This is a genomic window from Parabacteroides leei (assembly GCF_023369805.1).
Lineage (GTDB): Bacteria > Bacteroidota > Bacteroidia > Bacteroidales > Tannerellaceae > Parabacteroides > Parabacteroides leei.
Genome location: NZ_JAMBQG010000003.1, coordinates 195,356 through 211,157 on the forward strand (window position 1 = coordinate 195,356; position 15,802 = coordinate 211,157).

17 protein-coding genes are annotated in these 15,802 nt (G+C 36.8%); 15 read left to right on the forward strand and 2 right to left on the reverse strand.

The genetic code is table 11. The features are described from left to right. Positions 1-10: 10 nt before the first annotated feature. Positions 11-1,087 (reverse strand): alpha/beta hydrolase, encoded by a 1,077-nt coding sequence (locus tag M1P97_RS06625; protein WP_249388695.1) that lies wholly within the window; start codon positions 1,085-1,087, stop codon positions 11-13. Positions 1,088-1,260: 173 nt separating this feature from the next. On the opposite strand from M1P97_RS06625, the gene M1P97_RS06630 reads away from it, so the two are divergent. Then, positions 1,261-2,160, forward strand: coding sequence for a helix-turn-helix domain-containing protein (locus M1P97_RS06630; RefSeq protein WP_249388696.1), 900 nt, complete (start codon positions 1,261-1,263; stop codon positions 2,158-2,160). Positions 2,161-2,490: 330 nt separating this feature from the next. Continuing rightward, complete coding sequence (locus tag M1P97_RS06635; protein WP_249388697.1) at positions 2,491-3,477, forward strand: aldo/keto reductase; 987 nt, start codon at positions 2,491-2,493, stop codon at positions 3,475-3,477. Here M1P97_RS06635 and M1P97_RS06640 read toward each other — a convergent pair. Then, positions 3,472-3,735, reverse strand: a complete 264-nt coding sequence (locus M1P97_RS06640; RefSeq protein WP_229058566.1) for a helix-turn-helix domain-containing protein — start codon at positions 3,733-3,735, stop codon at positions 3,472-3,474. The two genes, M1P97_RS06635 and M1P97_RS06640, sit on opposite strands and share 6 nt — an antisense overlap. A gap of 262 nt (positions 3,736-3,997) precedes the next feature. On the opposite strand from M1P97_RS06640, the gene M1P97_RS06645 reads away from it, so the two are divergent. The 13 genes from M1P97_RS06645 (at position 3,998) to M1P97_RS06705 (ending at position 15,752) form a co-directional block, all read left to right on the forward strand. Beyond that, positions 3,998-4,474, forward strand: a complete 477-nt coding sequence (locus M1P97_RS06645) for a YdeI/OmpD-associated family protein (protein WP_195373615.1) — start codon at positions 3,998-4,000, stop codon at positions 4,472-4,474. Positions 4,475-4,510: 36 nt separating this feature from the next. Further along, positions 4,511-4,912, forward strand: coding sequence for an ASCH domain-containing protein (locus M1P97_RS06650; protein ID WP_195373613.1), 402 nt, complete (start codon positions 4,511-4,513; stop codon positions 4,910-4,912). A 622-nt stretch (positions 4,913-5,534) separates the two neighbouring features. Further along, positions 5,535-6,065 (forward strand): dihydrofolate reductase family protein, encoded by a 531-nt coding sequence (locus M1P97_RS06655; protein ID WP_129733360.1) that lies wholly within the window; start codon positions 5,535-5,537, stop codon positions 6,063-6,065. 55 nt (positions 6,066-6,120) lie between these two features. Further along, complete coding sequence (locus tag M1P97_RS06660) at positions 6,121-6,609, forward strand: RNA polymerase sigma factor (protein ID WP_129733359.1); 489 nt, start codon at positions 6,121-6,123, stop codon at positions 6,607-6,609. An 11-nt stretch (positions 6,610-6,620) separates the two neighbouring features. Continuing rightward, entirely contained in the window at positions 6,621-7,406 is a 786-nt protein-coding gene (locus M1P97_RS06665) for a FecR family protein (protein WP_129733358.1), read from the forward strand. Beyond that, positions 7,407-9,836: a carboxypeptidase-like regulatory domain-containing protein gene (locus tag M1P97_RS06670; RefSeq protein WP_129733357.1), complete on the forward strand. Its 2,430-nt coding sequence runs from the start codon at positions 7,407-7,409 to the stop codon at positions 9,834-9,836. 92 nt (positions 9,837-9,928) lie between these two features. Continuing rightward, positions 9,929-10,279 (forward strand): hypothetical protein, encoded by a 351-nt coding sequence (locus tag M1P97_RS06675; RefSeq protein WP_129733356.1) that lies wholly within the window; start codon positions 9,929-9,931, stop codon positions 10,277-10,279. A 114-nt stretch (positions 10,280-10,393) separates the two neighbouring features. Then, positions 10,394-10,825 (forward strand): DUF6769 family protein, encoded by a 432-nt coding sequence (locus M1P97_RS06680; RefSeq protein WP_129733355.1) that lies wholly within the window; start codon positions 10,394-10,396, stop codon positions 10,823-10,825. Between the two features lie 116 nt (positions 10,826-10,941). Next, the gene (locus tag M1P97_RS06685; RefSeq protein ID WP_129733354.1) at positions 10,942-11,736 is read left to right on the forward strand and encodes a phosphatase PAP2 family protein; all 795 of its coding nucleotides are present in this window, start codon (positions 10,942-10,944) and stop codon (positions 11,734-11,736) included. A gap of 12 nt (positions 11,737-11,748) precedes the next feature. Then, on the forward strand, positions 11,749-12,480 hold the full coding sequence (locus M1P97_RS06690; protein ID WP_129733353.1) for a glycosyltransferase family 2 protein: 732 nt from the start codon (positions 11,749-11,751) through the stop codon (positions 12,478-12,480). A gap of 76 nt (positions 12,481-12,556) precedes the next feature. Beyond that, positions 12,557-13,141: a lipid-A-disaccharide synthase N-terminal domain-containing protein gene (locus M1P97_RS06695; protein WP_203558323.1), complete on the forward strand. Its 585-nt coding sequence runs from the start codon at positions 12,557-12,559 to the stop codon at positions 13,139-13,141. After that, positions 13,138-14,160, forward strand: a complete 1,023-nt coding sequence (locus M1P97_RS06700) for an NAD-dependent epimerase/dehydratase family protein (protein ID WP_129733351.1) — start codon at positions 13,138-13,140, stop codon at positions 14,158-14,160. Before M1P97_RS06695 ends, M1P97_RS06700 begins: the two co-directional genes overlap by 4 nt. Before the next feature lie 23 nt (positions 14,161-14,183). Further along, positions 14,184-15,752, forward strand: a complete 1,569-nt coding sequence (locus tag M1P97_RS06705) for a glycosyltransferase family 39 protein (protein ID WP_129733350.1) — start codon at positions 14,184-14,186, stop codon at positions 15,750-15,752. Positions 15,753-15,802: the final 50 nt, after the last annotated feature.

The following is a 15,802-nucleotide window of genomic DNA, read 5'->3' on the forward strand; positions in this document are numbered from 1 at the left end:
AAAGTTTTTCTTAATCCAGTCCTTTCTCTTTCAACCATGCCGACAGTAAATCGGCTATCTCTATATTGTTGAGATCAGAAAATGGGAAATGTGTATTCCCTTTTATTCCTATTTCCGGTAAGTGTACCACCGTTACATCTCCACCGTATTTATTAACTACGTCTCTCCACAATCTTGCCATTTGCAGACGGACACGCCAACCGTCTATACCGGGGTTTTCGATTTGTTGTTCAGGGATAAAATCACCGTAATAAATCACAATAGGTATTTTGGTGAGTTTCATAAATTCCTGCATAGATACACTGTTGGCAACCAATGCTCCCGCAGAGCTTTGAATCGGTTCGGGTACTTCTGCTTCTGGGAATACAAAACCGCTACCGGGTTCGTAGGATGCAATGGCTTTTACCTTGTCATTCCTTATTGCCGTCAACCAACCGAAACCTCCCGAATGGGAATGCGTTACCAAAACACCTTCGCCTATTTTATTGAATAGTTCGGAAGTGGCATAAGTAATTACGTCTGTATCGAATTCGCCTATATTGGGGGTTATCTGACGGAAATACTGATTGAGCGTCTCTTCGCTCTTATCAAATTGTACGCCTTCGAAGAAATCGGGATATACTCCGAGACGAAATGTACTAAACCATTCCTGTTCATCAGGAACCGGATTTATGGTTACAGGTACGGTACTCCGTCCGGCATTACCTCTCCGTGGCTGAGTTATAAGATATACTCCGAAACCTCTCCGGAGAAATATGTTATTAAACCCTTCCCGCCCATCAGGAGTAGTTTCCCATGTTTTTGAAAATTGTCCGATACCATGCCAGAATACTAGAGGTAATTTACGGGCTTTGTCGGGAATTTGATAGGTGATATACGCATGATCTCCATGGAAAGTCTGTCCTTCCGGTGTACGTGTTATGGGATTGAACGTTCCAGGATTGGTAATGATACTTCCACCCACTGCGAAACTCCCCTGCTCTTTTATGACAAGCAGTCCATCGTCTTTACGATCATCTTGCGACTTGCATCCTGATACTATAAAGGCGCTTATTGCCAGCATCAATGTAATTCCTTTTATTTTCATATATATTCAAATTGATGTTCTTAAACTATCACGATACAAAATTAGAGTGAAAACAACCTCATGTCCATAGACTGATTACAGGTTCTTATACCATAATTACAGATTTGGTATACAGCATGATACAGATTCGGATAATATAATATATTTTTGTAGTAACATTAAAATAAGAACGTATGAGCACTATAATGAATTTTGATACAATACATGATTATAATACTTTTCTTGGAATTGAAACATTGCATCCTTTAATCAGTTGCATTGACTTTTCGGAAGTAAAGAAGCAATTTCACCATGTACGTAAAAGATATGGATTCTATTTTGTTTTCCTGAAGGATGTAAAGTGCGGTGATTTAATTTACGGACGTCACACCTATGATTATCAGGAGGGTACACTCGTTTTTATTGCACCGGGACAGGTTGCAGGAAAAGACGATACAGGCGAAGTTTTCGAAATGAAAGGCTGGGGACTTTGTTTCCATCCTGATTTGATTCGGGGAACTTTATTGGCTCAAAAAATGAAAGAATATACTTTCTTCTCCTATGAATCGAATGAATCTTTGCATATGTCGGAACGTGAACGGCAGATTATCATCAATTCTTTTCAGGAAATAAGGGAAGAACTCACACATTCGATTGACAAGCACAGTAAATCAATTCTTACGGCAAATATCGGGGTGTTTTTGAATCACTGTTTACGGTTTTATGACCGTCAGTTTGTTACCCGTGAGAATGTAAATAAAGATACATTAAGCCAGTTTGAACTGTTATTGGGTAACTATTTTGAGTCGGATAAACCGGAGACTATCGGCTTGCCTTCTGTTCAGTATTTTGCGGATGAGTTCCATTTGTCAGCCAACTACTTCGGGGATTTGATAAAAAGGGAAACGGGAAAGTCTGCACAAGAATATATTCAAATAAAGATTATCGAGATAGCTAAGGATAAACTGTATAGTCCTGATAAATCGATTAATGAGATTGCGTATGAATTAGGTTTTAAATATCCGCACCATTTTAGCAGAATGTTTAAAAAAGTTGTAGGAAGTTCGCCAAGTGATTACAGATTAATGAATTGATAAATGTTACAATCAATGCCAGTCCATGTTTATAATCACAATGCGGACTGGCATTCATTTATTTTCTGTATAAATTCGGCAACATTTCATCCATCCATAAGACCGTGATGCACACTTATAGATATAGGAAGCAAAAGCCTCTCGTTTTCCTAGACCAGTTTCCCAAACAACCAGTAATAATGGTTACTATATCCGTAATCTATCTACAAAATCTATCATTTGTTCTTCCGTACTTTGCAACATAAATGTGTGGCCACCCGCTTTCGGTAGTAATACATTGTTAGATGTAACAGGGAAACGCAACAAGAACTATTAATAAAAAAAGATTATATGAAAACAAGAAAATTAGGAAACAACGGGCTGGAAGTGTCGGCCATCGGACTGGGTTGCATGGGTATGAGTTTTGCTTACGATCCCCTTCCCGACCGTAACGAAATGATACAGGTAATTCGTTCTGCTTACGAACTTGGGGAAACATTTTTCGACACAGCCGAAGTATACGGTCCTTATACCAACGAAGAACTGGTAGGTGAAGCAGTTGCCTCTTTCCGGGATAAAGTAGTTATAGCCACTAAGTTCGGCTTCAATATAGTCGATGGCAAACAAGCCGGAACTAACAGTCGCCCTGAACATATCCGTCAGGTAGTAGAAAAATCCCTGAAAAGATTAAAGACGGACTATATCGATTTGCTTTATCAACATCGTGTAGACCCGAATGTTCCTATCGAAGAGGTTGCCGGAACCGTAAAAGACCTCATCCAGGAAGGGAAAGTAAAATATTTCGGTATGTCGGAAGCCGGAGCTAAAACCATTCGCCGGGCACATGCCGTTCAACCGGTTACTGCACTGCAAAGTGAATATTCTCTCTGGTGGCGTCGTCCCGAAGAAGAGATCATACCTACGTTGGAAGAATTGGGGATAAGCCTCGTTCCGTTCAGTCCGCTTGGTAAAGGATATCTGACCGGAAGTTTTAACAAACAGACTACATTCGGCAAAGATGATTTCCGCAATAAGCTCCCACGTTTTACACAGGATGCACTCGATGCTAACCAGGTGATAGTCGATTTGCTGAAAAAGATTGCCGCAGAGAAAGAAGCAACACCTGCACAAATAGCATTGGCATGGCTGCTGGCACAAAAGCCGTGGATTGTTCCCATACCGGGAACGACCAAACTGCACCGCCTGAAAGAGAACCTGGGTGCAACCGAAATTCACTTGACGGATGATGAATTGAAAAACATCAATGAAGCCAGTTCAAAAATAAAACTGACAGGCAACCGTTACCCCGAAGAACTGGAACGGACAACCGGGTTATAAAGACGAACTTACGCATCTATATTCACTGGGTGTCATACTTCCATATTTCTTAAAGAAGCGAACGAAATGTTGAGTATACTGGAATCCCAGTGAATAAGCAACCTGTGTGATTGATTTGTTAGAATTACGAACATTTATTTCAACACTTACTATAAAGACAACTTTACTGGGAAATACGGTTTCAACTGCAATTCCATTCGTAGGTATGATTCCTAACGATAAAGTCCGGATATTAAAAGATTTGGATGCGGCAATCAAACAACTTAGTGAAACAGAATTAAGACAATACAGAGATCATATAGTATCTTTATGATAATGAGTCTTTTATCAAAGTAAAGAAAAAGCCCTGCAATGTGATAATTACAGGGCTTTACTTTACATCTTTCGAGGGTCGTACGAAAGAAGGAACTTTCTTCTACGTCTGGTAAACAGAGAATTAAAAATAATTTGTACTGCTGACATACTGCTGTCATCCGTACTTAGTATCTTTGTTTCAAAACTAAAATAGAAATATCATATTATGAATACAGAAAAACCATTAGTAGACAAAGATTATATATTGTTCAAAATTGGAGGTAAAGGAGGTTGGACCTTTGTCGAAATTCCTGAAATCCCTATGCCCAAAACATCATTTGGGATGTTGAAAGTAAAAGGAAAGATTGATGATTATGAGTTTTCTAATTTGAATATGATGCCTATTGGAAACGGAAACATCGGCTTGCCCATCAAGTCGGCAATAAGGAAGAAAATCAAAAAGGAAGCTCCTGACACAGTTCATATTACTTTACACGAGGATAAAACTCCATTGATAATTCCGGAAGAATTGCTTTTATGTATGGAATATGAAGAAGGAGCACTGGAAAAGTTTGAAACTTATAGCAATGGTCAGAAAAAGGCATTTATCGACTGGATCAATTCTGCCAAAACAGAACAAACTAAAGCTGACCGTATCGCTAAAACCATAATCAAAGTGCTAAACGAGGATAAGTTTTATTAGAGTTACTTTATTGGCAAAAAGCCAAATACAATAAAAATGGAAATAAAACATAAAATACAGTTTGGAACTACTACCGATAAATTAGCAAAGAAAGTTCAAACAAAAGAAAAGATAGCAACATCTTCCTTATATGACTATTACTGTATGAACCTAAAAGAAACAATAAAAGAGAATGAATATGCCTCTATATTGGATTCACATGGTAGAGAGGTATGTTTCATACAGATCAACAAGATTGAAATTATTGAATTTCAAAACATAACAGAAGAATTTGCAATTGCCGAGGGTGATGGTAATTTAGAAAACTGGTTAAGAATACATACGGAATATTATTCTTTATTATTAGAAAAAATAGGGAAAAAGCTTACAGGAGAAACAAAACTACTTTGTGAGTGGTTCAAGGTATACCAAATCGATGAAAAAGAAAAAGCCCTGTAATATAAATTGCAGAGCTTTACTATATTTTGCTTTCTTCGAAAGCGGTCCGGACGGGACTCGAACCCGCGACCGCAAAACGCATATATTCAGTGATTAAAAATCTTTTTTTGTTTATGTGGTACGAATTGGAGCAATATCCTTTTCTGCCTTATTTTCTTGGCAGTTCTGGCTGCTATTGACGCCAATTTGTCTGCATAAAACTTGGGTTCAAAGTTACTACAATTTTTGAAATCACCAAAGGTTTTGAAAAATAATCTTTTAGACGTAGTGCAAGGTGCAAGTTTATCTATATATAGATACTTGCACCTTGCACCAACAATCTCAACTGGAAAGACTTTAATACCTTAAACTAATTTGGTATCTTTGCACCAGATAAATAGAATTTTAGCGGATTAATTCCGTTTATATATAACATAACGTTCGCTGAACGTCTCGATACGAAAACTGGTAATTTTCAACTGAAAGGGACAGATAGCGCAATGTTCATGCTATACGAGAGTATGGCGTGGGCTTGCCTGTTTCTTTCAAAGGTATACCAGTACCTCGTATCGGAGCAGTGTGAGTTCCACGCTTCTTTTTTGAGATACAGCGAGCAATGGTATAAACAATTAAATTCAGTAGCATGAAAAAAATTATCCTTTACATCGCTGCATCACTTGACCAACGGATTGCAGAGCCAGGCGGCGGATTGGAATGGCTTACCGGATGCCCAAATCGTGAAAAGACAGATTACGGTTGCAAAAATCTATCAGCTTCGGTTGATACGGTTATTATGGGCGGTCGTACTTACCGTGAAATTATGAACATGGATGTAATTTGGCCATATTCGGAACAGATGGCTTATGTTGTATCCCACCATGAATGGGATACAAAGGAGAATGTACGTTTTATCACGGAGAATATTATTGAAACGATTTCTGAACTTCGCAATCAGGAAGGTAAAGATATTTGGTTAGTTGGAGGCGGAGAATTAATTTCAATGTTGCTCGCCGCAGATTTGATTGACGAAATGCAAATTTGCTACTTCCCCATAATTTTGGGCAAAGGCATATCTTTATTTCCTGAACAAAACAAGGAATCTAAGTGGGAAATAATAAAGACAAAAGTATATGATTCGGGTGTGTTGAAAGTTGATTACCAAAAATCTTTATAATTTCATGTAGGGTATTTATATCTTCATGCGGTATAATAGTAAAATGTCCAACTGGATGATAAGCAAAGCAGAGTTCAAACAATTATTCGATAAGTATTTTGATACGATTCGAAGTTTTATCTTCTATCGCTGTGGCGATAGGGATGCAGCATCGGATATGGCACAGGATGTCTTTATGAAGATTTGGGAGAAACGGGAACAACTGGATAACCTTAATTTAAAACCATTGCTTTATAAGATAGCAAACGATATGGTTATAAGCAATTATCGAAAAAGTTCTACCCGTTTAGATTATGAGGTGAGTATGAGTATTCAGATTGATAGTCCCTTGTCGCCCGAAGATGAATTAAACTTTGAAGAATTGGCATCTACTTATGCTAAAGCATTAGAAAAGATGCCGGAATTACAAAGGGTTGTTTTCCTGATGAGCCGGAATGATGAACTAAAGTATAGTGAAATAGCCCAATGTTTGGATATAAGCGTAAAAGCTGTCGAAAAACGGATGAGCGCTGCTTTGCAATTTCTTAGGACAGAACTATTATAATTAAAGAAGATATGAAAACGGATGATATTAAAATAACCCCTAAATGGAGTAAAAGCAAAGAAGATATTTGGGATAGTGTCTTTGAAGGATTGGAAGAAACTCCCAAAGTTATTGAAATGGCTCCCCGAAAAAGATCATTGTGGTTTTATGCGGCTGCATCTATTGCTGCAATAGCTATAATTCTACCCTCCATAGCATTTTTCTATACAAAAAATGAAGTTGCTGAAAGAGGTACACATCTGGCGGTGGTTTTACCCGACGGCTCTAAAGTAGATTTGAATGCCGAAAGTAAAATCGGCTATAAACCTCTCTGGTGGTTTATTTCCCGTGATGTAGAACTGAAAGGCGAAGCATATTTTGAAGTTGAAAAAGGAAGCACATTTGATGTACGTTCCGGGCAATACACTGTAAGTGTACTGGGAACAAGTTTTAATGTGTTTTCCCGTGCCGAAAATTTTAAGGTAACCTGTCTTACCGGAAAGGTGAATGTTTCGGATAAATCGGAATCAGTAATACTTACCCCGAATATGCAGGCATTATTAAGTAATGGCAAACTTACCACTAATGATGTCGAAGATGCGAAAGAATCTATTAATTGGAAACATGGTAAATTTGTTTTTGTTAGCGTACCTTTGCAAGATGTAATTCAGGAGATTGAAAGACAGTATGATATTGAAGTATTGCCTAATTCAAATCTGAATTATTCATATTCAGGTAATTTTACGAAAGCTAAAGATCCGAATGATGTGCTTAAAATAGTAGGTAAACCGTTCGGAATAGAATTTAAGATAAAGTAATTGAAGAAATTTATAGTTATACTTATAATAACCCTTACAGGCACAATTGCAGCTTTTTCACAAGAGCTGCATTTGGTCGTTAATGACAAGCCCCTTAACGATGTTCTGCGGGGATTACCCGTAGAAATTTCTTTTGATGATAATGCCCTTTCCCAATATAAGGTAACGGTCAATCGAAAATTTAATAATCCTCAAAGCGCACTTGATTTTTTGCTGAAAGATAAACCGTTTCGCCACGAAAATATAAACGGAGTTTATGTTATCGCTTCCTATACTGAAAAGATAGAGCAACCGCCTGTTGTTGAAGTTAAGCGGTACTATACGTTTTCAGGGACAATAAGGGATGCAGATAGCGAAGAAGGTTTACCTTACGCTTATATCACTACTCCCGAAAAGACCGTTTCAACTGATGAAGCAGGTTATTTTTCTTTCAAAACCGAGAAAAAAGGAAATCAGCGTGTACAAGTGCAGTATTTGGGCTATCAGGCACAAGATACTATTCTTTCTCCCGGACTAAACGAAATCCGGCTACAATCTGCTGTTTTTACTATGGATGAAGTAATCGTCAGTCCTGCTCCCGCCACAATGCTTATCCAATCCGGCAATAGTCCCGGCGAAATCCGCATCAATCATCAAATTTCAAAATATATTCCCGGAAGCAATGATAATTCCGTATTTAACCTTATGCGGATGATGCCCGGAGTAAGAGCATCGGGCGAGCCATCGGAAGACCTGATTGTGTGGGGCAGTAATATGGGTGAAAGCAAGATAACATACGACGGATATACGCTATTCGGTATAAAGAACTATAACGACCATATAGGTTCGGTCAATCCCTATATGGTAAAAGACATACGCATCTTGAAAGGCGGGTACGGCTCCAATCAGGGCGGACGTATCGGTGCCATTACGGAGATAACAGGTATAGACGGTAATTTTAATGCTCCGTCTGTAAAAGCAACTGTCAGCAATTATACAATGAACCTTTTTGCTTCGGTACCCTTGACAAAGAAATTGAATATCTCTGCTGCTTACAGGCAGACTTTCTATAACCTGTATAACAATGAGAATGTGGATTTATCCAATAGTGAAAATAATCCACAAACGATTTATTCAAGCATATATATAAAGCCTGATTACCATTTCAATGATGCCAATTTAAAGCTATCAGGAAAAGCATTTAAGGATGATTCCTATTACATCAGCCTGTATGGAGCTAATGACCGCTTTAAATACTCGGTAAATCAACCAAACGAGTATGATGTCAATGCTTCTGAAAAGAACAGGCAATATGGTGGGGCGGCTTCTTATAAACGGGTATGGGAAAACGGCTCAACTACAAAAGTTGTGGCTACATTCTCACGGCTTACCTCTTTGTTGGATAATCTCACAATACTGGGAGATAAAAAGCCGACAACAGACGATGTTAGTCATCTGGATAATGAGGTACAGGAGTTTTCGGTAAGACTTAACCATGACTTTAATATCGGAAGCCGTAACAAAGTACAAGTTGGCGGGGAGTGGCAACAATACAGGGTAAGTCTGAACGAGCTATGCGGAGAACTGGATAAGCCGACAGTCTATATTACAGATAATATATTATTGGATAATTTGACTTTAAGTGCAGGTGTACGGGTGGATATGCCATTGAATAAAAAAGTCTATGTACAGCCCCGTTTATCCGGCACATATAAAATATCGGAAGAACTAACTGCAACTGCTTCGTGGGGACTATACAATCAGTTTCTTACCCGTACCGCATACCAATATGATGAATCGGGATTTCAAACCGTATGGACTATGGCAGACAGTACCTTTACAAAGGCAATGCACACTACCGCAGGTATTGCATACAGTAAAAACGGCTTCTTGGTCAGTATGGAAGGATATTATAAGACTACAAAAAACAGTCAGTATTTTTTGGATAATACAGTCTATAAAATAGATAATACGATTTTAGGAGCAGACTTGTTTGCCAAAAAGCTAATCAGAAATCATACTTTATATGGCTCGTATTCCATCAACCGCCTTAGTAAACCGCAAAACGAACTTTCGCATGAAATAAAAGTCGGAGGTATCGGGGCATTCGATCCTTTCTATTTTTCGTTGAGTTATGTTTATGGTACAGGCTTTTCTTATATTTCCACTGGAGGGCACGGACATGGACAAGGCAATGAGGAAGGACAGCATGGCTCCGAACACGAACATACGGATTATTCCGATGAGCCATACAGCCGCTTTGATATAGGTGCTACATACAGGGCACAAATAAAGAAAGTAAGGCTGCAAGCAGGCGTATCGCTATTGAATGTGTTTGGTACTAAGAATATAAAATACAACTATCAGATTTCCGGTCAAAATACTGCAACAAATATCTTCACAAAAGCAACTCCATTTACTCCAACGGTATTTCTTGAAATTATTTTTTGATTTATGGTAGGGTAAACCCTGCTTTATGCGGTTACTATTACGAAAGCGCTTCAGAAAAAAACAAAGTACAAATTCGTAAATTAGTAGATCAAATGAAAAAGTTATTTTATTCGTTGGCAGTAGTTTTATTTGCAGTAACATTCGTTGCTTGCAGTAATGACGACCATGAAGATTTTGGGACATCAGCAAAACAAGATATTGAAGCCAGAGCTGCGGCTTTAGGATTTGATGATGTTGCAGCTTACCAAGCAAGTGTAGCAGAGCAATGTTCAGCGGGAAATCATGAAAATTGTGATATTTATAACGATGGCACTCACGAAGCCTGCGCATATTCCGACCATTCAGGGAAAAACCATGACGGCACCCATCACAATGGAACCGATCATGGAACACATGACAAAGATGGTCATTCACACGGTTCGCATGATGGTAAACACCATTAATAACCTTTATGTACGATGGGATTCAATAAAGGGGAAACAATTTCTTTATTGAATCCCTTTTTTAAAACACATTGCCTATAATAAAATTATCTAACCACAGTTAAGATATTAAGTTTGAAAAATAAATGTTCCATATCCGCTATTGTACTCTCAACCATACTATTTTTGGTTTTTGCAGTTATTCCACATCATCATCATGGTGGGAAAGCCTGCATTGTTATCGAGTTGTGTGAGTTGGATAATGCAATAAACGATGAACATACACATCACAGCGATACGGATAGTGAGCAAAATCACGATGAAACCTGTATTGCTAAATCAAAATTCATCATTCCTACATCTGTTGATGAAACAAAACTAAAAGTATCAGATAATCAAAATGATACTGTTTTATTTCCTATCTTTTTCCTTGTTGGAAATTTATTTAATTATAGTTTAGATAGTTCATTTATCGAATCTGATTACGGTGAGTATATACTAAGCTATAAATCCGCAGCAGCAAATCAATTTCATGGTTTGCGGGCACCTCCTTTCACCTTTTCATAACAGAAAGACTAAATTATAGTCTTTATCCTTTGTGCTTGTAATCTATCTTCCGGTAGATACTAAGCCACCGCTATATCTAATTTTCCGAACAATCCCAAAAAAATAATATAAATAAGATGTTTTTAAAATTGACAAAAGCATTGTGTACCATTGTGTTATTACTTTCGGTTTCACTCCCAAATGCTTATACCCAAACAAATAATAACACGCTTTCTGAAAGCGATAGTATTCAGGTAAATGACTATAAATTCTCATATAAACAATTAATAATACCTGCATCCCTGATGTTGTACGGAACAATAGAAGCAACATTAGCGCCCAAAAATCGCCTATTAAACTATGCCATAGGGCATGAAGTAATAACACACAAACCTGAAAAGTTTCAGATTGATGATATAACGCAATATGTACCTGCGGCGAGTGTATATGCTTTAAACTTAGTCGGGATAAAAGGCAAACACAATTTCAAAGACAGGACGATTATTTTAGGAATGGCAAGCCTGTTCACGGCGGCTTCAGTGAATGGTTTAAAATATACGGCACGAGTTGAAAGACCAGATAAATCCGCAAAAAATTCTTTTCCGTCAGGGCATACGGCAATCGCTTTTATGGGTGCTGAATTTCTTTGGCAAGAATATAAAGATGTTTCAATCTGGTATGGAATAGCGGGATATACTATCGCTGCGGGAACCGGAGCATTCCGCATATACAATAATAAGCACTGGGTAGGCGACGTCGCATTCGGTGCCGGGCTTGGCATATTAAGTACAAAACTTGCCTATTGGCTCTATCCTACTGTTGAAAAGAAAATATTTAAAGGTGGTCAGGAGAAAAAGAACAAACGAAATCTTGCTTTTTACCCCTATTACACAGGTCAGCAGGGTGGTTTATCGCTTTCAATGCAATTTTAAAATATAAATGATATGAACTCTACAAAAGATTATGATTTAACCATAATAGTTCCTGTTTATAATGAAGAAGAAAATATAAACAAACTTGAAAAGGAACTATCTGAATATGTATGTTCTTCATCAGTAAAAACCTGCATACTATTCGTTGATGATGGATCGAAAGACCAAAGCAAAACATTGATACAGGAAGTGTGTCAGCGAAACCGTCATCTTTTTTATATAAGTTTTGCTCGAAATTGCGGATTAAGCGCAGCTATAAAAGCAGGGATAGATATAGCCCAGTCGTCATTTGTCGGATATATAGATGCTGATTTACAAACAGCGCCTAAAGATTTTGAACTTTTATTGCCATATAGAAATGAATATGAAATGGTAATGGGTATCCGTACAGGACGCAAAGATAGTTTAGGAAAAAAACTATCGTCGAAAATAGCCAATAGTTTTCGCCGCATGATGACTAATGACGGCATAGAAGATACGGGGTGTCCACTAAAAATTATTCATACCGAATACGCTAAACGCATTCCGATGTTTACGGGGATGCACCGTTTCCTACCTGCTCTCCTTCAGTTACAACATGGCAGGGTAAAGCAGGTTCCTGTTAGGCATTTTGAACGTACCGCAGGTCAATCAAAATTTCATTTATGGAACAGGTTGGTTAGTCCTTTTATGGATTGCTTTGCTTTCCGATGGATGAAGAAACGGTACATAAACTATACTATTGAAAAAGAAGGTATTAATTAAGCCATAGCAAAAAGTGAATAACGACATTTGGTATTTTGTTTTAGGTTTTTTAGCACAGGGGTTATTTTCTGCCAGAATGCTTATTCAGTGGATTTTATCGGAAAAGGCTAAAAAAGTTGTATCTCCGACTATCTATTGGCAGTTAAGTTTATTAGCTTCTATATTATTTTCTATATATGGGTGGCTAAGGGGAGATTTTGTAATAATTCTCGGACAACTATTCTCCTATTATATCTATATATGGAATTTGAATAGTAAAAACAACTGGAAAAAAATCCATTTAGCTATAAGAACAGTAATTCTCTTAATACCTGCTGCCGCACTTTGCTATGTGCTATATAACAATGAAGTAAGCATTGACAGGTTATTTTCAAATATATCGTTATGGTTACTTCTATTTGGTTCCGCAGGTCAGATAATTTTCACTTTCCGCTTTGTTTATCAATGGTGGCATTCAAGATTGAGAGGTGAATCTGTCCTTCCCTTAAACTTTTGGCTGTTGAGTATAATAGGTTCTCTGATAACTATTGCATACGCAATATTCAGAGAAGATCCGGTATTGCTTATTGGTCAAAGTTTTGGTTTTATCACATATTCCAGAAATGTGTGGTTGATTATAAAAAACTGTAATGAGGATGAATCTAAAAAAGAGATTAAATGAAAATATTAGTTACAGGCAGTGCAGGATTTATCGGATTTCACTTGGTAAAAGCATTGGTTGAAAATAAAGAGAATTTCGTTGTGGGAATAGATAATATAAATGACTATTACGATGTAAACCTAAAATATGGCAGGTTGTCTGAATGTGGAATAGGAAAAGAGGATATAACAGAAAATGAAGTAGTCCATAGTTCATTTTATTGCAATTATGATTTTGGAAAGATTGATCTTACGGACTTTATACAATTAGGTGTTCTTTTTAAGAAGTATCAATTTGATTATGTTATCAATCTGGCAGCACAAGCGGGGGTTCGGTATTCTTTAGAAAATCCCCATGCTTATATCAACTCTAACATTCTTGGCTTTGTAAATATCTTAGAGTGTTGCAGGCATAATAATATCAAGCATCTTATATATGCTTCCAGTTCTTCGGTTTATGGATTGAACAATAAAATTCCTTTTAAGGAATCTGCCACAGTTGATAATCCTGCCAGTTTTTATGCTGCAACAAAAAAAAGTAATGAACTGATGGCTCATTCTTATAGTCATTTGTTCAATTTGCCCTCCACAGGAATAAGACTTTTTACTGTATATGGAGCATGGGGAAGACCTGATATGGCTCCGATGATTTTCGCAAGATCTATTCGGGAGGGCAGAACAATCAAGGTTTTTAATAATGGGGATATGCTTAGAGATTTCACCTATATAGATGATGTTATAAAAAGCATCGTCTTACTCTTGGATAAAACTCCGGATAAAAATTCAGATTCCGCTTTCTATCAGATTTTTAATATCGGCAATTCAAAGCCAGTTAATTTACTCCAGTTTATAGAAGCGATTGAATATGAAATGCAAAAAGACGCTCATTTGGAAATGTACCCTTTTCAATCCGGTGATGTAAAGGAAACCTATGCTGATATAAGCAAATTGACCAGATACATTCATTATAAGCCCAAAACAGTATTACCGGAAGGAATAAAATCATTTATTGAGTGGTTTAACTCAATGGAAAATCAATAGGTGTTAATCCTTAATTATTAACTATGACATTAAAACGATTATTTACGATTGACCACATCTACTATATTCTTGTTTTTGCATTAATGTTCCCATTAATCCTACTCCGGGATTATACGCCTGCAAACGAACTTAGATATTTGAATATAGTTGATGATGCCTTAAAAACAGGGAATTTTTTCTCATTTTATAATCATGGTGAAATATATGCCGATAAACCGCCTTTATATTTCTGGATTATAATGCTCGGAAAAAAGATATTCGGAAGTCATCAAATATGGTTCTTGTCGCTATTCTCATTACTACCCGCTTTTGTCATTCAGTTTACGATGGACAGGTGGACACGAGCTGAACTTCCAAACGAATATCAATCCAGTGCAAAACTATTATTGTTCACAAGCGCTCTATTTATGGGTGGAGCCATTATTCTAAGAATGGATATGTTAATGTCTATGTTTATAACATTGGCATTATATGTTTTTTATAGAATGTATTCAGGCAGAGAGAGAAAATATGATAAGTATTTGCTTCCTCTTTGTATTTTCCTCGCAATATTCAGTAAAGGGCCAATCGGAATAATTATTCCGGTAGTCTCTATACTGACATTTCTAACTATAAAAGGGAAAATTAAGGATAGTGGAAAATATTTAGGGTTTAGAACTTGGGGAATACTCTTATTGCTTTGTTCTGTTTGGTTCAGCTTAGTGTGGGTTGAAGCGGGAAATAGTTATTTGAACGATTTACTCTTTAATCAGACATTCAACCGTGCTGTTAGCTCATTCCATCATAAGGAGCCGTTCTATTATTATTTTCAGGTATTTTGGTATTCCTTCGCTCCTTGGTCAATTTTATTCTTTGCCCTTATCCTGTTAGGGATTAAAAATAAGCTGATAAAAACAGATATAGATAAATTGTTTTTGACTGTTGTTTTAACGTCATTTCTTGTCTTATCTATTGTAAGTGCAAAGATTGAAATTTATATGTTGCCTGTATTTCCTTTTGTGGCTTATCTGTCAGTTATTATATTGATGAGATTAAAGAATAAGAAATGGATTGTATATTTTATGATAGCGTTATCTCTCATAGCAATAATGGCTTTGCCGTTGTTTTTATTGAGTAAAAATGATATTACATTTTCTTGGTTGAATGAAATTCACACTTCCATAATATGGGGATTAATTTCACTTGCTCTATTTGGATTCCTTTCTTTATATTTTCTGATTTTCCGAAAGAATATAATTCGTTCGATTAACAGCATATCAATAGGGATTTTAACCGTGATATTTATTGTATCCTTTGAAATGCCTTTTCTGAACAGCTATGTCGGTTATGAAAATATGTGTAAGAGTGGGATTGAGTTATCAGAAAATTCAAAACAATACATTGTTTATGGAATCCGCCGTCCAGAGAATATGAAAGTATATTTAGGAGAGAGTGTTATCATAGCTGAAAAGGATGATATTATGTCCGATATTTATGGCGGTTCAATACTTTTTATTTCTGATAGAGCATTGAGAAAAGATTTTTCATTACGGGAGTATATTGAGAAAAAGCCCTCTACAAAAATAGGAGATAATCTTGTGGTAAAATTATGAGAAGTGTCTTTCTCCGTTCAAGTTAAAAATTATTTTATTTTTTGGTAGGG